Genomic DNA, 19,031 nt, shown 5'->3' with positions numbered 1-19,031 from the left:
TGAGTTATGATGAACTCAGCTTTTTTTATTGCTATGATTTAGAGAATAGCTTTTTTAGAGATGATTTTTTAATCAAGACGTTTTCAACTAATGCCAAGGAGTATGTAATGAGTGATGGACAACCAGAGAATAATACTGATAACAGCCCAAAAAATTCGCAGCACCTAGAGACCTTAGCGATTCATGCTGGCTATACCGTGGAGCCAACCACCAAAGCCGTGGCGGTGCCTATTTATCATACTAGCTCATATGCCTTTGATGATACTCAGCACGGGGCAGATTTATTTGACCTAAAAGTTGCGGGCAATATCTATACGCGTATTATGAACCCGACTAATGCGGTGTTAGAAGAGCGCGTAGCAGCGCTTGAGGGCGGATTAGGCGGGCTCGCAGTTGCCTCTGGGATGGCGGCCATTACTTACACAGTACAGACCATTTGTGAAATGGGTGACAACATCGTTGCCGTATCGACACTATATGGTGGTACATATAATTTATTTGCGCATACTTTACCGCGTCAAGGTATCGAAGTACGCTTCTTTGACCATAAAAATCCTGACTCTATTCGTGATCTAATCGATGATAAGACCAAGATGGTCTTTGCAGAGAGTATCGGTAATCCACTTGGCAATATCATTGATATTCAAGCGGTCAGCGATATTGCCCATGAATACGGTGTGCCTGTGGTGATTGATAATACCGTGGCGACGCCAGCGCTTTGCCGTCCATTTGAGTTCGGTGCAGATATCGTGGTGCATTCATTGACCAAGTATATGAGCGGTACGGGTACGTCTATCGGTGGTGCAATCATTGATAGTGGTACATTTGCATGGGGCGACTATCCTGAACGTTTTCCACTCTTGAATGAGCCGGACGTTAGCTATCATGGCGTAAACTTCGTCAAAGACGTAGGTGCAGCGGCCTTTATTGCTCGTGCTCGCGTTGCGCCATTACGCAATACTGGTGCTGCCTTAAGTCCGCTTAATGCCTTTAGTATCCTCCAAGGTATGGAGACGTTAAGCTTACGCATGGAGCGCCATGTCCAAAACGCTCAAGCGGTGGCTGAGTATCTCAAAAGCCATGATAAAGTGGCTTGGATTAAGTATGCCGGCTTGTCTGATCATCCAGACCATGAGCTTGCTAAAAAGTATATGAAAGGCACGCCATCAGCGATTTTGACCTTTGGGGTGAAAGGCGGCCGTGATGCTGGTGCACGTTTCATTGATGCGCTACAGCTCATTACGCGTTTGGTGAATATCGGCGATGCAAAATCTCTAGCTAGTCATCCTGCGACGACCACACACCGTCAGTTAAATGAGCAAGAATTAGAGCAAGCAGGCGTTAGTGAAGATATGGTGCGCTTGTCTATTGGTATTGAGCATATTGAAGATATCAAAGCAGATTTGGAACAAGCTCTAGCGTCTGCTTAATGCATAATTGGTCATCTAAAAAAGCCCATATCGATTTGATATGGGCTTTTTTATTTGTTCAACTATGTAGAAAAGGCTTAATTTTAGGCTACCAATACACGGCGTGCGATATCTCGATAGTCTTGTGACGCTAAACGTGGGCCAAACTGTTGAATGACTTGACTGGCGACTTCGCTGGCAAGACGACCACATTCTGGCAAGCTGTATTGCTGCGATAAGGCATATAGAAACGCTCCAGCATAGTTATCGCCTGCACCGTTGGTATCTATAACATTAGCTACTTTTGGTGTTGGTACTTCATAAATAACAATATCATCACCGTCCTTTTCAGGTTTATGGGCAATAACTGCACCATTCGCGCCATTAGTTACGACGGCTATCTGGCAATATTCAAGCAATGCACGTGCTGAAGCTTTATGTTGTTTTTTCTCAGTAAATAACCGCGCCTCTTCACTATTGCAGAATATTACCTCGACTTTATTGCCTAGCATATTGAGTAGACCGTCTTTTGCAAACTTTACTACCGCTGGATCTGCAAAACTGACCGCGATTTTGGCACCATGAATACCTGCTTGTTGGCGCAACTGAGTCATGGCGGGTTGAATGCTCTCAGACATCGCTAAGTAGCCTTCTATATATAACCAATCTGCTTGCGTCAATGCTTCAAAATCGACATTCTCAGCAGTAATATCACTTGAAGTGCCAAGGTAGGTTTGCATTGTACGCTCACCATCGTGAGTAACAGCGACCACACACGATCCAGTTACGCCACCTGTATGTATCGACTTAGCTGAGGTTGCAACGCCAGCTTCGTTTAAGTCTTTTATATAAAATGTTCCTTGTACATCGTCACCTATGCGACAGGCGTAAAATGGCTTACCACCCAAACTAGCAAAGGTAAACATGGTATTAGCTGCTGAACCGCCACCCGCTTTTTTTGATAGTTTGATTTCTGCCAGTTTTAAAAATGCCAATACTTGCTGTTGCTCATCAAAGTTTGCCAAGGTCATATTGCCTTTGGTCAGCTCCGTCTCTTCTAGAGCTGCATCGCTCAACACAAATTCATAATCAACCAAGGCATTGCCTATCGCCATCACATCGTACATAGATTATCTCTCCAATTTTAATATTAAAATAAAACAGCGATTTCATTGATTGTTAAGCTTGCAGCTCAAGGAGGCGCTGATATAAGGCGTTCTTTTTGACGCCAGTAATATCAGCCGCTAGAGCCGCCGCTTTTTTGACTGACATATCTTCTAATAGACGTTGCAAGAGCTTATCGTGGACGCTTATATCATCATCGTCCTGTGCTACGTTTACGCCTGCGACGACCACAACCATTTCGCCACGTTGTTGATTGTCATCAGCTTTAACAAATTCAATAAGCTCTCCTAAAGTCGACTTGAATACAGTCTCGAAGGTTTTTGTCAGCTCTCGGCAAAAAGCTACCCCGCGATCCGCACCAAACACTTCTGCCATATCCTCTAAACTTGCTACGATACGATGCGGTGCTTCATAAAATATGAGCGTTTCAGTGCGCGACTTCAATACTGATAGCTGTTTTTGGCGACCATGGGTTTTTGCAGGTAAAAAACCAATAAAGCTAAAACGATCAGAAGGTAGTCCTGCTACTGACAACGCGGCAATAGCAGCTGACGCACCGATAATAGGCGAGACCATGACACCAGCAGCATGCGCCGCTTGTACCAGCTGATAACCAGGATCGCTGACCAGTGGCGTTCCTGCATCACTAATCAATGCAACCGAATGCCCTTGTTGAATCATCTCAATAATCTTGGGTGTTTGGATAGCGCTGTTGTGCTCATGGTAGGCCCAAAGCTTATTATGTCCACGAGTTTTATTGTCTGTTGTACTGTCAGTGTTGTCAATTTTATTAGCAGTCTTGTCATCGTCGTTTGTATTGCTACCTTTGGTATCGATACTAAAATGCGCCAATAGTTTCCCTGAGGTACGAGTGTCCTCACAAGCGATGATAGCCACTTGCTTTAAGGTCTCAATCGCGCGCGGCGTCATGTCGCTTAAATTACCAATTGGAGTAGCAACGATATACAGACAAGCTGGCATCGCGGTAGGGGTAGACATGAAAACCTCGTAAATATGATGATAAATAAAAACAGCATGATTGGTTTTTCGGCTATTATCATCATTGCCACTTATAAAAGCAGTCATAGGTATGATGTTAAATGCTGAAAAGTAGTTAGTTTATCATGTTGTGCTATTATAAATCTGAATTGACTATTCTGTGATTACTTATAAGTCATAAAGTCTATTTTTCATGCAAACTATTCTTGGAGTTGCTGTTTTTATGAAGGATGAGGAGAGCAAACGTTATGGCTAGGGCAACTAATGGTCATCGTCCGTTGGCTTTGACGTCTCCTAAGCAACGTCAAGGTAGTTTGTTTGAGCAACAGGCATGTCAGTTTTTGCAGCGACAGGGTTTAGTGCTTATCGCTCAAAACTGGCAGCAACCAAAAATTGGTGAGCTTGATTTGGTGATGTTAGAAATAGGGCAGACATGGTCGACATTGGTATTTATTGAAGTGCGTCAGCGATTACGTTCAAGTTTTGGTGATGCCGCGCTTAGTGTGACCAAGGCCAAGCAGCGCAAGATTATAAAAACGGCTAAATATTTTTTGCAGCAACATTCTGAATACGCTCATTTTGAATGTCGCTTCGATGTGATTGCCTATAATATTGAACGCGCTACGAGTAACATTGCAAACAACGATAAAAATAACAATGATAAAAATAATATAGCCGAGCATTCCACAGCATCTTATCAACCAGAGTGGCTTTCGGGTGCATTTATGGCAACAGCGTGGTAGCGTATTGGGTTTGTATGATTTAGAAAAATGTATTTAGCAATAAGCATAAAGCCGATATCTAATAAGCTGCCGTTACTAAAAACCTAACCGCTGATGGTAAAAATTGAGTAAAGTAACTGGCATGGTGCTCAGGGTAGAGTACTGATGCATAACAGTAATTAACACAACAACTCTGAATATAACAGTGCTGCTATGACCGACCATACTGCCTATATAATTATTATAATATTTAGTCTGAATCAGTGACATAAATTTTCTATATTCTATTACTAAAACTTAAATATTGACTGTGCTTTATGAGGAAGATAATGACAAGGTTGCATACACTTAAATCCGTTTTTAAAACACCGCGTGTCGCTATAAATCGTACGATGATAAGTGCTATTGTAATGGCTAGCCTAGTTAGTACGGGCTGTACGACCAATTATTTGACCAATAGTACTGAAGGTACTTATGGCGTGCCAGTGACTGAACGGACTATCCCTCAGCGCTTGCTTGATCGTAGTATTGAACATACAGCAAAGATAAACGTCTATGGTTTGCAAGAAGACCTGCAAGCCAATAGTCGAATAAGCATTGATAGTTTTTATAGCGAAATTCTGCTTACAGGTGAGGTGCCAACTGAGGCTCTGAAAGTGCAAATCGAGCAAGTAGTCAGCTCTATGCCTGACGTACGCCGCGTCTATAATGAGCTAGATGTTAGTGTTGCTAGAGGCTATAGCTCGACCGTACATGATGGTTATATTACCTCAAAGCTAATGGCCAAAACTGCGGCTAACAATGCAGTCAAAGCGTCACAATTAAAGGCAGTGACTAATGATGGGGTGGTCTATGTTATGGGCAGAGTGACACCTACTCAGCAAAGCCATCTGATCGATATTGCCAACAGTACTGCTGGTATTACTGAGTTGGTATTACTGACTACTGTCGTGGATGACAGAGGCTTGCCTATCAATGATGCAGATATCATGTCAGAAAGTAATCCTGCCAACGCTACTACTGCGCAATCAACGGGGGCAACACCGATTATTAGAGAGGTCGCTCCAACAAACTCAGCAAGTAACGATACTTTAATAGAAGACAGTGATATAGAAAACAGCAACTCAACTGAGCAACAATCTTCCAGCCCTTATATTGATTTATACCAAAATCCATAAATTAGCTTTAAGTAACTGTTTCTATTTCTACGAAAAAATTTCTGTTTATATTTTCATTGATAAATAGGGTTTGGTTTATAGATGAATGACTTCATTTGCTGCTCTAAAGTCATTCACAATAACCTTTAACAGTCATAACACTAAAAACACGTCAAATTATGAGATAGCCAGTAAAATGACTGAATGCAGAAATGCAGACAAACAAGGCAATGGATTAGTCACCAAATCATTTGGCGTATTGGCAGCTGTAGACTGGGTAATCATAGGGATAATAACAATGAAAGGTTCGAATTCTGATAATGCACAACAAAAAACAGATATTACTGAGATAACAAACGATATTTCTGCGAGCAATCAACCTCGCAATACGCGTACGTTAAAGCTGGTAGGTGCAGGCATAGTGGCAGTAGGTGCTATTACGTTAGCCACTCAACAAGCGCAAGCATTGTCAGCGTTGGCAGTAGTAAATGGTATCACTTCAAACAGCGGCGTTAGTGTCAGCAAGAACATCTTATATGGTGACGAGCCAGCACAAGATTTGGATATCTATTACCCTAAATCGTTAGCACAGGCGATGAAAGCACAAGATACCATTAATAATACTTATCCGATGGTGGTATTCGTGCATGGTGGCTCATGGGAGAGTGGCAGTAAAGACGAATATGCTTTCGTCGGTCAAAGCTTAGCTCAGGCAGGTTATGTCACCGCAGTGATTAATTATCGAAAAGCACCCGAGCATGTATATCCTGATTACGTTGAAGACACTGCCCAAGCAATTGCATGGAGTGTTAATAATGCGCCAAGTCTTCATGTTGACCCAAAGCGCGTAGCAGTGGTCGGACATTCTGCTGGCGCGTTCAATGCGGTAGCTGCAATGTCTAATGAAGATTTTTTGGCACCTTATGGAATTAAACCAAAAGACATCGCTGCGGTCATTGGTATCGCTGGCCCTTATAGCTATGATTTTCGTAAATTTGCCAGTGTGACTGCTTTTGCTGCTGATGCTACCCCAAATGCAGTGATGCCCGACCGTCAAATCAAAGGCGAGCAGCCACCGTATTTATTATTAACTGCCGAAAAAGACAAAGTTGTGCATAAGACCAATACCATCAAAATGACTCAGGCGCTGAAAGATCATGGCGTAACGGTGGAAAATGGCGAAATCGAAGGTGCCAGTCATGCTACCAGTATTGGAGCGATGGCACCGCCATTACGTTGGGTCAATGATGTACGTGCGCAAGTATTAACTTATTTAGATAAAAATTTAAAATAGACAGTTTAATAAACGTAGAGTTGCTACATGTGCTTATGAGTAGACAGTACTGTAAGATGGTTAAACTCTTGTTATAATGATGCCTTTGTATGAAGCCGAGCATTTTTATGCTAATGCCAATCAGTATTGGTAAGCAAATTATACAAACTCATATAGAACATACAAACGCTACTTCTAATATAATAATAGGATATTCTATGAGCATGAACGCTGACGATTTAATCGCATTTTTACAGCAGCATTTTCCAGACGCTTTTATTCAAGCTGCCAATCAGGGCAATAAGTTTGACGTACGCGTAGTCGATGCCAGCTTTGAAGGCAAACGTGCCGTACAGCGTCAACAATCTATCTATGCATTGGTCAATGACAAGATTGCTAGTGGCGACATCCATGCCCTTAATATCCAAGCATTAACACCTGCTGAGTGGGAAGTACAGTCACAAGGTTAAATGTTTTTATTTTTATAGTGCAAGCTTTTAGTTTTCTAATTTACTGCACTTTTCTTCACACATACAGCTAGGTTGTCACTTTTATGGATCAGTTTTTAATCACCGGTAGTAGTCGTATCGCAGGGGAAGTTACTATCTCTGGCGCCAAAAATGCCGCTTTGCCATTGCTTGCAGCTATGATATTGGCTGAGACCCCAACGACATTGCACAATGTGCCATCGTTACAAGATGTGCGGACGTTGATTGAACTGATCGGTGGCATGGGTATCGATATCCAAAAGCAAGGCGATACGGTCACTTGCGATACCAAAAATATCGATAACTTTTATGCACCCTATGATCTAGTAAAGACCATGCGCGCATCGATTTTAGTACTTGGGCCATTGCTAGCACGTTTTGGTGAAGCAGAAGTCTCATTGCCAGGCGGCTGTGCTATTGGTTCACGCCCTGTTGATCAGCATTTAAAAGCATTTGAAGCCATGGGTGCTACAATTAGCGTAGAGAATGGCTATGTAAAAGCACAAGCACCTAAAGGTGGCAAGCTGATTGGTTGTAATTTCTCATTTGATATGATTACCGTTGGCGGTACTGAAAACGTCATTATGGCGGCAGCACTTGCTAAGGGTACGACGGTCTTGGGTAACTGTGCGCTTGAGCCAGAAGTCGTTGATTTGGCCACTATGTTGGTGGCGATGGGTGCAAAAATAGGCGGTATCGGCACCTCAACGATGACTATCGAGGGCGTTGAGCGCTTGCATGGCTGTGAATATTCAGTAGTGGCTGATCGTATCGAGACAGGCTCTTATCTTGCTGGCGCGTTGATGACGCGCGGTGATGTGTTGACCAAAAACACGTCTGCGTTATTATTAACGCCCGTGTTAGAAAAGTTCGAAGATATGGGTGCCGTGATTACTACAGGTGATGATTGGATTCGCGCCCAAATGACTGGTCGCCCAAGACCTGTAAACATCCGTACTCAGCCGCACCCTGGCTTTCCAACTGATATGCAAGCGCAAGTAATGGCGATATCTTGTTTGGCAGATGGTACCAGTACCTTTATCGAAAATATCTTTGAAAACCGCTATATGCATGTGCCTGAGCTCAATCGTTTGGGTGCATCTATCCAAGTGGATGGTCATGCAGCGGTAGTAACAGGCGTCGAAAACTTCACGGCAGCACCTGTGATGGCGACTGACTTACGTGCATCGATGTCATTGGTAATGGCAGCTGCGGCAGCTGAAGGTGAGAGCTTGATTGACCGCATTTACCATATCGATCGCGGTTATGAACATGTTGAAGAAAAACTACGCGCGCTTGGCGTTAATATTGAGCGTATCAATACTAACGATTAACCTTACGATGCTTTGTGTGTGACACGCAGATTTATCCACGTTATAACATTAATAATCCTTAATATATTGCTAATCACCTGATATATAGGGATATCAATTGTACACGGACACCCTGTCATTATGACTGAGAAAACTGAACGCTTACAGACCAACGACTTATTGAATGAAGTAGACAACGAATTTAACGGCTTAACTTTAGCATTATCTAAAGGACGTATTTTAGAAGAGACGATGCCGCTCCTGCGAGCAGCTGGCGTTGATCTCCTCGAAGATCCTGATGCGTCACGTAAGCTGATTTTTCCTACTTCAAACCCGCATGTCCGCGTGCTTATTCTACGGGCCAGCGATGTGCCGACCTATGTAGAACATGGCGCTGCTGATTTTGGAGTAGCAGGTAAAGATGTGCTTCTTGAACATGGTGCTAATCATGTTTATGAATTGCTAGACCTGAAAATCGCTCAATGCAAACTTATGACGGCTGGCGTAAAGGATGCACCATTACCCAATCGTCGTCTGCGCATTGCTACTAAATACGTCAACGTCGCTCGTGCTTACTTCGCTAGCCAAGGTCAGCAAGTAGACGTCATCAAGCTCTATGGTTCTATGGAACTTGCGCCATTAGTTGGCTTGGGTGATTTGATTGTTGATGTGGTCGATACTGGTAATACTCTACGAGCTAACGGTCTAGAGCCGCGTGAGCATATTTGTGATGTCTCTTCTCGTTTGATTGTCAATCAAGTCAGCTATAAGCGTAAGTTTGCGTTACTTGAGCCTATCCTTGAAAGCTTTAAAGCTAGTATCGCTGCTGCCTCTTGATGGTCATTTGTCTGATGCATGTTAAGTGTTAGCGTTATTTATTATTGATAATACCAAAAGCTATTATGTGAGTTTTAAAACCAGTTTGGCGCTCTATGATAGACATAGCATGCTAAACTGGTTTTTTCATGTGTATTTACTGGAAGATATAAGCCTCTTATCATTTGCTTATAGCAATAGGTAAGTAGGCTAAAGCCATTATCCCATTACCATAGTTTGATTGTTTTTATAGCGTTTACTTTCTACAGAGATCTTTTTAGCTTAAACATAGGATTGAGTCATGCGCCAGTTAAGTACCCAAGATACCGATTTTGAGCAGCAGTTAACGGCACTGTTAGCCTTTGAAACGGTTAATGATGCTGATTTATTAAAAACCGTTGATGATATTATTACCCAAGTACGCCGCGATGGTGATAATGCAGTGTTAACATTGACTCAGCAGTTTGATCAGCATCCAGCAACGACGATGCAAGAGTTAGAGCTATCGAAAGATTCACTTGCTAAAGCTTTTGATAATTTGGATGCGAAAGTAAAGTCTGCATTGACGACAGCGGCAACACGGGTACAGACATTTCATGAACGACAAGTACAAGAGACTTGGCAATATGAAGATGAGCTAGGCAACCGCTTAGGTCAAAAAGTCACGCCACTTGATCGTGTGGGTATTTACGTACCAGGCGGGCTCGCATCTTATCCGTCTTCCGTGCTTATGAATGCCATTCCTGCAAAAGTTGCTGGCGTTACTGAAGTCATCATGGTCGTACCAGCGCCTAAAGGTGTGCTTAATCCACTAGTATTAGCAGCGGCGCATTTAGCACAAGTTGATCGTGTCTTCACCATTGGTGGGGCACAAGCTGTTGCAGCATTAGCATATGGCACCGAAGCTATTCCAGCAGTGGATAAAATAACGGGTCCGGGTAATAAATATGTGGCGGCGGCTAAACGTGCCGTTTTTGGACAGGTAGGTATCGATATGATAGCTGGCCCATCTGAAGTATTAGTATATGCAGAAGGTGAAGCGCAAGATCGCGCTGACTGGCTAGCTATGGATTTATTGTCTCAAGCTGAACATGACCGTATTGCCCAAGCGATCTTTGTAACGACAAGTAGCGAGCAGCTATCAGAGGTAGCTGCTGAGATTGAAAAAGCATTAGCAGAGTTGCCAAAAGCTGATATCGCTCGTGACTCTCTACAGAATCGTGGTGCGCTTATCTTGGTCAAAGATAGAAGTGAGGGTATGGCACTCGTTAATCGTATTGCCCCTGAGCATTTAGAGCTGTCTGTTAACGACCCTGATGCGCTGCTTGGCGATATTCGTCATGCTGGTGCTATATTTATGGGACGTCACACGCCTGAGGCCATCGGTGATTACTGTGCTGGCCCTAATCATGTGCTCCCTACATCGGGAACTGCGCGTTTTTCTTCTCCGCTAGGTGTCTATGACTTTCAAAAGAAATCATCAATTATTTATTGTAGTGAAAGCGGTAGTAAGCCACTGGCTGAGACAGCTGATATTTTAGCGCAGCGTGAAGATTTAGAAGCTCATGCGCGCTCAGCTCGTTATCGTTACCAGTAAAATGCTTTTAAATAGCCGATATATAGACAGGATAGCGGCTATAAAGAACCCTTTGTCAGAAATACATAGTCGTTATAGTAGTGACTGTATAGAATTTAAGTAGGATATTAATAGAGACTATTTTTTAGGTACTACTTCTAAAATAGCCGCAAACAAATCTTATCGGATTTTTTTATTATACATAGATAAGCTTTATATCCTACAAAGACAAGGAAGTGTTACTCCTGTTTATCAGGTAAGAGCTGATGTAGAGATTGCTCTCCCGCTATTCATAAACAGAGCGTTGTAAACCTAATTGAGGCATGATTATTACTATCATTTTATGTCTTGTCTGCAACCATTTTAGCTATTAGTAGGATAACATATGAGCGAACGAAAAGTTGATACCAGACTTTGGTCATCCAAAGCGCGTAACTTGTCACCTTACGTCCCTGGCGAGCAGCCTCAGCATGCTAATTTATGCAAATTAAACACCAATGAAAACCCGTTTCCGCCATCGCCGAAAGTGGGGGAAGCCATTGCTAAAGTCTTAGAGCAGCAAGCTGATGATCTACGTTTGTATCCAGCGCCTGAATCTGATGACTTGCGTAGTGCATTAGCACAGCTATATAGTCTTGATGTAAACCAAGTATTTGTCGGTAATGGTTCAGATGAAGTTCTAGCTTTAGTATTTGCCAGCTTCTTTTTAAAAGAACGCCCTGTGTTAGCGCCAGATATTAGCTATAGCTTCTATCCTGTTTATGCACAGACCTTTGGTGTAGAACTGGTGCAGATTGCGTTAGAAGCTGACTTTAGTATAGATCCTGACGCTTATCGTCAGCCTTGTAGTGGTATTATTATTGCCAATCCTAATGCACCAACAGGTCTATTGTTATCGCTTGCTGATATTCGCAAACTTGCCAGCGAGCATTCTAATTCGGTGGTTGTCATTGATGAGGCCTATATTGACTTTGCCTGTATAGATGAAGCCAGTTCAAACACACAAGCTTCAGCAGTAAGTTTAATTAATGAGTTTGATAATATCTTAGTGACCCAAACCTTTTCAAAGTCTCGCTCTCTGGCAGGTTTGCGTGTTGGAATGGCTTTTGGAAATGCGTCATTAATCGAAGCATTGACCCGTATGAAAAATAGCTTTAATAGCTATCCATTAGATAAGTTAGCTCAAGCTGGAGCGACTGCCAGTGTTTTAGATGCCGATTATTTTGAGCAAACACGTCAGCAAGTTATTGATTTACGCGAGTCATTAACGACTCAGCTGACAGCATTGAGCTATCAAGTATTGCCATCACATGCTAACTTTGTGTTTGCCCGTCCTCACGACGGTGATGCTAGCGCAGTCGCTAGCACATTGCGCGAACAAGGTATCATTGTGCGTCATTTTGATAAACCACGGATTCAGGAATACTTACGTATTACTATTGGTACGCAAGCACAACATGAGCGTTTAATTGATGCGCTGACTGCCATGCAAGCGACCAATGAAGACAGTAACTCTATATCAAATATTGGCTAATTTTTTTATTAGTGCAAAATTGAATTATTCGCTGGTAGTTAACGTTTTCATTAAGTTAGAAACCAGCGAGTAATTCACCTACTCAATTTTGTATTTAATCATATGAGTCTTTTCAACTGCCCAGCTAAAATTTTCAAAGCAAATTTTTTAGGTTATGCCTGCTTGATTTAATACATTCAGTAAGTTGCCAACTTTATCCAGACATTCTTGATATTCTTCGTCACAATCAGAGGCGACAGTAATACCGCCACCAGCCCATAAGCTTACTTGCCCTGCTGCATTCAACGATGTGTCGGCTTGCAATGTACGAATGAGCACATTCCATTGACCACTTCCATTAAAATTCATAAAACCCATGGTGCCACAATAAGCGCCTCGCGGTCCCGCTTCTAATTCAGAGATGATTTCAACAGCACGCCTTTTGGGCGTACCAGTGATTGAGCCTGCAGGTAGACTGCCAAATAATACTGCTAACGGATGTGCATCGGGCTTTAGCTCAGCGGTAATGGTGCTGACCATGTGATGCACATTGCTAAAGCTTTCAATTGCGAATAAATGCGGTACTTTTACACTCCCAGTTTTGGCATATTTACCTAAGTCATTACGTAATAAATCGACAATCATGACATTCTCAGCACGATCTTTGTTACTGTCAATCAATTGCTGCTTTAAGGTTAAATCTTGCTCATTATCCATACCTCTAGGACGAGTACCTTTGATTGGTTTAGTAATAATGTGATGCGAGCCTGTAGCCATATCTTTTATAAAAGTAAAAAACAGCTCAGGTGAGCAGCTCAATAGCTCAAAGCTTAAGGGTGGGGTTTTGACATGCTTAACGTTTTTAGCATGGTTATCAGTTGTTGTATAGTTAGGTTCCAAATTATCTAAGTTATCTAAGTTATCTAAGTCACCTAAGTCATCTAAATTACTATTAACCCCTAAATAACCAGCAAATGGTGCCTGAGTATTTCGATGTAGGGTAGGTAGGTAATCAACGAGCGTTGTTATAGAGTCGTTATAATTGTATGAGCCATCTAACTTATTAAGGCAGCCTTGCCAAGCTTGCGTTAGATTGATTTGATAACAGTCACCCTGTTGTAAGTAGTCTTGGGTTTTCTCAAAAGCATTCTGATAATCATCTTTATGCCAGCGCGCATTCAATACTAAGGGAGTTAGTTGGCATTCAAGATTGTCAGCTGCCTTTTTTATCTGGGATAGTTCATGGTCTAAGATACTAAAGTAAGATATAAGCTCAGCTAGTATTGAACTTGTTGTTTCGTTATCAGTATCCAGTGCTAAAGTATTTAATTTCCAGCCAGTTTTGTCTTCATTGGACGGGGTCAGATAGATATCATAATGTCCCAATACCGCACAAGGCTGCGCAGCCAGTTCGATTTTAGCTGCTGGACTTAATTCATAAGCAGCAATGTCATAACCAATAAAGCCTATTAGACCGTGATGATAACTTGGTTCCTCATTAGATTTATCTATTAAGTTTGAAACGCTACTATCAGACTCGTAAGCCTGACTATAATGGATCAGTTCATCCTGCCATTCTGCATAACTCATATGCGCTGTCGTTAGTGCATTACTATCATTTCGAAAGTTTTTTATCACTCTATATTTAGAATCGGGCAGCTGCTTGTTAGATATTTTGCTGTCAGCAGAGTAAACAGACCAGCTTACTTTAGGTAGTAGGCCAATTACAGGTCGCCCATTATTATTTAACCAAACCAATTGCCAATTAGCTTTAGTATCTTGGGAAAGTAAATGCCTCTGCAGTTGTGGTAGCAGTTCTGCGGCTGATAAGTCGCCAAAACGCCAGCTATTTTTGATAGCTGGCGTTTGTGCATATTGAGTCTGTCTAATCTCATCTTGAGAAGAGTTTGATGCGAGCATAGTTTAAGCGTCAAACCTTTTAATAATTAAGGTCGCGTTGGTGCCACCAAAACCAAAGCTATTGCTCATAAGGGTATTTAGCTTAGTTTCACGTAGCTCAGTGACGATATCGAAAGGGGCAGCTGCCTCATCAAGATTTTCAATATTAATACTTGGGGCAATAAAGCCTTCTTGCAGCATAAGTAAACAGTAGATTAATTCCTGCGCTCCAACAGCACCCAAGCTATGACCTGTCATTGACTTGGTAGAACTAATAGGTGGCACAGAGTTTTTAGTAGGAGTGTCAGTGTCTGATGCAAATACTTTAGCAATAGCCTTAAGCTCAGTAATATCCCCTAGCGGTGTGCTGGTACCATGGGTATTAACATAATCAACACGCTCTAATCCGGCTTGAGCTAATGCTTGCTGCATACAACGTACGGCACCTTCACCACTTGGCGCAACCATTTCTGCCCCATCCGAGCTGGCACCATAGCCGACAATCTCTGCTAAAATATTTGCGCCACGTGCCTGTGCATGCTCGAGACTCTCAACGACTACCATTGCGCCGCCACCAGCGATTACGAAGCCATCGCGATCTCTGTCATAAGCACGCGAAGATTGTTTAGGCGTATCATTGTACTGAGTGCTCATCGCACCCATCGCATCAAACATACACGACTGGGTCCAGTCTTCAGCTTCACTACCACCAGCAAGTATCACATCGGCCTTACCTAGTTGAATGAGTTCAGCTGCATGGCCGATACAATGAGTTGAAGTTGCACAGGCAGAAGAAATAGAGTAAGAAATACCTTGAATTTTAAGCCCAGTTGCTAGTGCTGCTGATACCGAGCTACTCATAGTCTTTGGTACAGCCATTGCTCCGACCCCGCGTAGGCCTTTCTCGCGCATAGCATCGACTGCGCTGACTACATCTTCTGTCGATGCACCACCCGAACCTGCTACCACGCCGACACGCGGATTATGATTGATGGTTTCAAGTGACAAACCAGATTGTTTAATGGCCGCTAACGCACTGACGTAAGCATAAAGACTCGCATCGCTAAAAAATCGTTTCAATTTACGATCAATACCAGCCGTATCTAGCGCCGTTTTGTCGATGCTACCGCTTACTTGCGACTTAAACCCATGTTCAGCGTAAGTTTCATTAAATGTAATACCAGACTGACCTTGTTTAAGAGCAGATGTGACGGTGGCTAAATCATGTCCGATACAAGAGACAATCCCTGCTCCAGTAATAACAACTCGGCGCATATTCCATTCCTTATAGTAATTAATTGTTGTCAATATCTAGCTGTGAATACTTATAACTGCTATCTATGTGTAGATGTTTGCCGCTTTTACTAGGTAGCTGCCTTCGTACTTGATATATTTAAAATATTTGATAATGTCGTATTAAATGACGAAGCAATCATTCAACCATAGCTGAATTTGCATATTATTACGTTATTATTATGATAACGTATCAACGACTCAAAATCTTTTCTCTAATGCAAAACAGTCGCAAAAAAATAATAATTCTTAAAGGTAAGATAAAAAGGCTTGTTTGACTGGTTTCTATAAATATAACATGCGTTATTATAGCAGTCATAGGGATAGTATATGGGCTAAAAAATACACATATATAGTTTCTATATCATGCTTATAGTGTTAGATAAGCCATACTTTTAGATACAAACTTTACGATATTGATAACATTGTTCACACTGACATAGAAGTTAAGATATAGCTAAAATGATGACCTGAGCATTGATATAGACAAACATTTTTGTTGTTTTATCAGAATTTATTGGTACATTAAATTGGTACGTCAAAAAACTCAATGCATAGCCGTACATAATAAAGATTTGTCGATTTTAATTTTAAGTTATTTAATCATCATACTAAGGATATAACGATGGCAAAACGAAGCACTCTTTCTCAAGGTATCAATACTATTGGCCATTTTACCCGTAATAATCTTGAACGTATGGGATCATTAATTGATAGTGCTAATGCCAAAGCAAGTAAGCCACGTCAGTACAAGGCAGTAAACTTAGGTGATGAGGATTATCAACAAGATTTATTTCGTGAGCAAACCTTAAAAACGACACAGCAATTATTAGGTACACGTTTTGCTACGTATGGTAAATATGCTAAAAAAGTCGTACCTAATAGTTTATTTCAGTCTGTATTAGACAGCGCCTTTGTTCAAGTAGCCAAACTAGCCGCTAATTGGAGCCAATTAGATTTGCCGAACGAGCATCGTTTTGCTGATACTACTGTACTAGATGATGAACAACGTTATGCGCTAGCCACTGATATCGCCAATCAGAATAGAGCGTTGGCAACTCTGGGTGGTCTGACGGGCTTAGCAGGTTTACCAGGATTGCTGGCTGATACTTTGTGGCTTTTGTTGGTATCATTGCGTTCTGTTTATCAATTAGCTGCTGTCTATGACAAGCCTTTGACTGGTAAGCAAGGGATCAAGATGGCTTATGAGCTACTTGCCAGTGCAGATTTGAGCAAGATGCAAGAAAAGCAAGCGCTGCTAGCAGGTATTGGGGTGGGTAAGGGTTTACTCGATAATGCTCAAAGTCGCGGATTGCACAGCGAACTGAAAAACCTTGGTCTTAAAAATCAAAATGTCAACTTTTACGCTGAGCAAATAGACAATATCGCTGGGCAAGTAGGGGTTGATTTAGATCAAATTAATCTATCGTGGATACGCCGTTTCTTACCATTAAGTGCTGTTGCTGTCGGTATGCACTACAATAGTCGTCTAATTGACGAAGTGCTTGGGGTAGCTCAAGCAACATTTGCGCCAGAGCCAAAACTCGCTAACCGATTTATCACTGATGATAGTAGTAGCGAAGAAGAAGTAAGCCAAATGACAACCAAGCAGGATAAAGACTCAGATAACAAATCTGATAATGTTGATAGTTCCTCAGAGAAAAAGTCAGACGAACCTGCTGACACTAAATCTAATAATAAAGATAATGAGAAATCAGCTGATACTGGAAAGAAGACTAAGACTAAGACTAAGGCTAAGAAATAACGGTTGATTGACTCTTATTGATTAAGATAATAGAGGATGTTGGTATATAAAGCACGAAACAAAATATCCCAAAAGTTACCTTGAAAAATAAGACTTTATCGCCATTTAGTCGATAATAAATTAAAAGCTTATTACAGTTGTAGAGGTACGTAGTAAGTTGTTTATAGTTGCTGCCAATGCTTTACTGTATTGCTAACCGATATTAGAGTATACTTAATGCATATCTATTCAGCATTGTAAAGTGAAACTGACTATAAGTAGTTGAAATAGCAGCAACATATCTTTATAATACATTGTCCTAAAAATGGGTGCCTCAAAATCTTCACTTTTAATGAAGAGGATGGTGGATTCGCCCATTTTTTTGTTTTATACCAAACGGGAGAAGGATGCCTTATGGCAACAACTAACCAATTGATTCGTAAGGGTCGCAAAACCATCAAGGAAAAGTCAAAAGTTCCTGCGTTGCAAGCGTGCCCACAGCGTCGCGGTGTATGTACTCGCGTATATACTACCACGCCTAAAAAACCTAACTCAGCAATGCGTAAAGTTTGTCGTGTACGTTTGACTTCTGGTTATGAAGTATCAAGCTACATCGGCGGCGAAGGTCATAACTTACAAGAGCATAGTGTTGTACTTATTCGTGGTGGTCGTGTAAAAGATCTACCAGGTGTACGTTATCACACTGTTCGCGGTGCATTAGATTGTGCTGGCGTAAAAGACCGTAGACAAGGTCGCTCTAAATATGGTGCGAAGAAGCCTAAAGCTTAATATTAGCTAAGCCTATTTGTATCACCCATTAACTGTGCATGGGTTTGGTGTTAACAGTATTCTTATTCTAAATGAGTAATATGCTGTCATAACATACCGCCATGCAGTAAGGCTGACTGACAACTCGATATAACACCGCCTATATTATTGACTGGTGCGAGATTGTGAATGTCAGACACTCCTGAAGATAAGGATTATTATTATGCCAAGACGTCGCGTCGTTGCTACCCGTGAGATCCTACCGGATCCTAAGTTTGGTAGCCAAACCATCGCTAAGTTCATCAACCATGTAATGAGTCATGGTAAAAAATCTACTGCTGAGCGTATCGTTTACGGTGCCCTTGAGACAGTAAGCCAGAAGCGTAACATCGAAGATCCAGTATCTTTCTTTGAAGAAGTTTTAGAAAATGTACGCCCAATGGTTGAAGTGAAAGCTCGCCGTGTTGGTGGTGCAACCTATCAAGTACCAATGGAAGTACGCCCCTCCCGTCGTACTGCCTTGGCTATGCGTTGGTTAGCTGAAGCTGCTGCTAAGCGTTCTGAAAAATCAATGGCTCTACGCCTTGCTGGCGAATTGTCTGATGCGTCAGAAGGCAAAGGTAATGCTATGAAAAAGCGTGACGAAGTTCACCGCATGGCAGATGCTAACAAAGCATTCTCTCATTATCGCTTCTAAAGCGGCTTAGCATTTATAAATAACTTTTTTATTAAGTTGTTTATACGCTATATGTGATTGATACGATTAACTTGTAGATAATATATCTGCTGGTTAATCGTTATACTACTTATTCTATTGATTCTCGTCATGATTAATAAGACGATTAGATAGCTTAAGGCTTTTCAACAGCCTGAACTATTATATATCTTAAATGGCGAACATCTATCATGATGCTGTCCTACATAAAGCATCCCAAA

General features: G+C 41.7%; 16 protein-coding genes. 12 read left to right on the top strand and 4 right to left on the bottom strand.

Annotated features, from left to right (window positions below):
• Positions 1-107: 107 nt before the first annotated feature.
• Entirely contained in the window at positions 108-1,430 is a 1,323-nt protein-coding gene (locus AK823_RS12105) for an aminotransferase class V-fold PLP-dependent enzyme (protein ID WP_068329520.1), read from the top strand.
• Positions 1,431-1,513: 83 nt separating this feature from the next.
• On the opposite strand, the gene AK823_RS12100 is transcribed toward AK823_RS12105, so the two are convergent.
• Positions 1,514-2,536: an adenosine kinase gene (locus AK823_RS12100; RefSeq protein WP_068329518.1), complete on the bottom strand. Its 1,023-nt coding sequence runs from the start codon at positions 2,534-2,536 to the stop codon at positions 1,514-1,516.
• A 52-nt stretch (positions 2,537-2,588) separates the two neighbouring features.
• The gene (gene rsmI, locus AK823_RS12095) at positions 2,589-3,533 is read right to left on the bottom strand and encodes a 16S rRNA (cytidine(1402)-2'-O)-methyltransferase (RefSeq protein WP_068330327.1); all 945 of its coding nucleotides are present in this window, start codon (positions 3,531-3,533) and stop codon (positions 2,589-2,591) included.
• A 248-nt stretch (positions 3,534-3,781) separates the two neighbouring features.
• On the opposite strand from rsmI, the gene AK823_RS12090 reads away from it, so the two are divergent.
• The 8 genes from AK823_RS12090 to hisC all read left to right on the top strand — a co-directional run bounded on the left by AK823_RS12090 (position 3,782) and on the right by hisC (position 12,412).
• Positions 3,782-4,276 (top strand): YraN family protein, encoded by a 495-nt coding sequence (locus tag AK823_RS12090; protein ID WP_227514075.1) that lies wholly within the window; start codon positions 3,782-3,784, stop codon positions 4,274-4,276.
• A 308-nt stretch (positions 4,277-4,584) separates the two neighbouring features.
• Entirely contained in the window at positions 4,585-5,433 is an 849-nt protein-coding gene (locus AK823_RS12085) for a BON domain-containing protein (RefSeq protein ID WP_068329515.1), read from the top strand.
• Positions 5,434-5,710: 277 nt separating this feature from the next.
• Positions 5,711-6,706, top strand: coding sequence for an alpha/beta hydrolase (locus AK823_RS12080; RefSeq protein WP_082785721.1), 996 nt, complete (start codon positions 5,711-5,713; stop codon positions 6,704-6,706).
• A gap of 197 nt (positions 6,707-6,903) precedes the next feature.
• Complete coding sequence (locus AK823_RS12075) at positions 6,904-7,155, top strand: BolA/IbaG family iron-sulfur metabolism protein (protein ID WP_068038007.1); 252 nt, start codon at positions 6,904-6,906, stop codon at positions 7,153-7,155.
• 83 nt (positions 7,156-7,238) lie between these two features.
• Complete coding sequence (murA, locus tag AK823_RS12070) at positions 7,239-8,507, top strand: UDP-N-acetylglucosamine 1-carboxyvinyltransferase (protein ID WP_068329512.1); 1,269 nt, start codon at positions 7,239-7,241, stop codon at positions 8,505-8,507.
• A gap of 120 nt (positions 8,508-8,627) precedes the next feature.
• Positions 8,628-9,323 carry an ATP phosphoribosyltransferase gene (hisG, locus tag AK823_RS12065; RefSeq protein ID WP_068038001.1) on the top strand — a complete coding sequence of 232 codons (696 nt, stop codon included), beginning with the start codon at positions 8,628-8,630 and terminating at the stop codon, positions 9,321-9,323.
• A gap of 280 nt (positions 9,324-9,603) precedes the next feature.
• On the top strand, positions 9,604-10,899 hold the full coding sequence (gene hisD / locus AK823_RS12060; protein WP_068329509.1) for a histidinol dehydrogenase: 1,296 nt from the start codon (positions 9,604-9,606) through the stop codon (positions 10,897-10,899).
• A 364-nt stretch (positions 10,900-11,263) separates the two neighbouring features.
• Positions 11,264-12,412: a histidinol-phosphate transaminase gene (gene hisC, locus AK823_RS12055; RefSeq protein WP_068329506.1), complete on the top strand. Its 1,149-nt coding sequence runs from the start codon at positions 11,264-11,266 to the stop codon at positions 12,410-12,412.
• A 147-nt stretch (positions 12,413-12,559) separates the two neighbouring features.
• Here the strand turns inward: hisC and AK823_RS12050 are convergent, their stop codons facing one another.
• Entirely contained in the window at positions 12,560-14,311 is a 1,752-nt protein-coding gene (locus AK823_RS12050; protein WP_068329502.1) for an anthranilate synthase component I family protein, read from the bottom strand.
• A 3-nt stretch (positions 14,312-14,314) separates the two neighbouring features.
• The gene (locus AK823_RS12045) at positions 14,315-15,565 is read right to left on the bottom strand and encodes a beta-ketoacyl synthase N-terminal-like domain-containing protein (protein ID WP_068037989.1); all 1,251 of its coding nucleotides are present in this window, start codon (positions 15,563-15,565) and stop codon (positions 14,315-14,317) included.
• Positions 15,566-16,208: 643 nt separating this feature from the next.
• Here AK823_RS12045 and AK823_RS12040 point away from each other — a divergent pair.
• The 3 genes from AK823_RS12040 to rpsG all read left to right on the top strand — a co-directional run bounded on the left by AK823_RS12040 (position 16,209) and on the right by rpsG (position 18,792).
• On the top strand, positions 16,209-17,348 hold the full coding sequence (locus AK823_RS12040; protein ID WP_068329501.1) for an EcsC family protein: 1,140 nt from the start codon (positions 16,209-16,211) through the stop codon (positions 17,346-17,348).
• A gap of 393 nt (positions 17,349-17,741) precedes the next feature.
• Positions 17,742-18,116 carry a 30S ribosomal protein S12 gene (gene rpsL, locus AK823_RS12035; RefSeq protein ID WP_010200611.1) on the top strand — a complete coding sequence of 125 codons (375 nt, stop codon included), beginning with the start codon at positions 17,742-17,744 and terminating at the stop codon, positions 18,114-18,116.
• Between the two features lie 202 nt (positions 18,117-18,318).
• Positions 18,319-18,792: a 30S ribosomal protein S7 gene (gene rpsG, locus AK823_RS12030; RefSeq protein ID WP_068037983.1), complete on the top strand. Its 474-nt coding sequence runs from the start codon at positions 18,319-18,321 to the stop codon at positions 18,790-18,792.
• Positions 18,793-19,031 lie beyond the last annotated feature (239 nt).

The sequence above is a fragment of the Psychrobacter sp. P2G3 genome, assembly GCF_001593285.1.
GTDB lineage: Bacteria > Pseudomonadota > Gammaproteobacteria > Pseudomonadales > Moraxellaceae > Psychrobacter.
The sequence above is the reverse complement of the archived record's forward strand: the minus strand, read 5'-3'. Positions and strand labels throughout refer to the sequence as shown.

Excerpts from the sequence above, each read along its gene's own strand:
- AK823_RS12105 (WP_068329520.1), top strand. The coding sequence starts at position 108 with ATGAGTGATGGACAACCAGAGAATAATACTGATAACAGCCCAAAAAAT.
- AK823_RS12100 (WP_068329518.1), bottom strand. The coding sequence starts at position 2,536 with ATGTACGATGTGATGGCGATAGGCAATGCCTTGGTTGATTATGAATTT.
- rsmI (WP_068330327.1), bottom strand. The coding sequence starts at position 3,533 with ATGTCTACCCCTACCGCGATGCCAGCTTGTCTGTATATCGTTGCTACT.
- AK823_RS12090 (WP_227514075.1), top strand. The coding sequence starts at position 3,782 with ATGGCTAGGGCAACTAATGGTCATCGTCCGTTGGCTTTGACGTCTCCT.
- AK823_RS12085 (WP_068329515.1), top strand. The coding sequence starts at position 4,585 with ATGACAAGGTTGCATACACTTAAATCCGTTTTTAAAACACCGCGTGTC.
- AK823_RS12080 (WP_082785721.1), top strand. The coding sequence starts at position 5,711 with ATGAAAGGTTCGAATTCTGATAATGCACAACAAAAAACAGATATTACT.
- AK823_RS12075 (WP_068038007.1), top strand. The coding sequence starts at position 6,904 with ATGAGCATGAACGCTGACGATTTAATCGCATTTTTACAGCAGCATTTT.
- murA (WP_068329512.1), top strand. The coding sequence starts at position 7,239 with ATGGATCAGTTTTTAATCACCGGTAGTAGTCGTATCGCAGGGGAAGTT.
- hisG (WP_068038001.1), top strand. The coding sequence starts at position 8,628 with ATGACTGAGAAAACTGAACGCTTACAGACCAACGACTTATTGAATGAA.
- hisD (WP_068329509.1), top strand. The coding sequence starts at position 9,604 with ATGCGCCAGTTAAGTACCCAAGATACCGATTTTGAGCAGCAGTTAACG.
- hisC (WP_068329506.1), top strand. The coding sequence starts at position 11,264 with ATGAGCGAACGAAAAGTTGATACCAGACTTTGGTCATCCAAAGCGCGT.
- AK823_RS12050 (WP_068329502.1), bottom strand. The coding sequence starts at position 14,311 with ATGCTCGCATCAAACTCTTCTCAAGATGAGATTAGACAGACTCAATAT.
- AK823_RS12045 (WP_068037989.1), bottom strand. The coding sequence starts at position 15,565 with ATGCGCCGAGTTGTTATTACTGGAGCAGGGATTGTCTCTTGTATCGGA.
- AK823_RS12040 (WP_068329501.1), top strand. The coding sequence starts at position 16,209 with ATGGCAAAACGAAGCACTCTTTCTCAAGGTATCAATACTATTGGCCAT.
- rpsL (WP_010200611.1), top strand. The coding sequence starts at position 17,742 with ATGGCAACAACTAACCAATTGATTCGTAAGGGTCGCAAAACCATCAAG.
- rpsG (WP_068037983.1), top strand. The coding sequence starts at position 18,319 with ATGCCAAGACGTCGCGTCGTTGCTACCCGTGAGATCCTACCGGATCCT.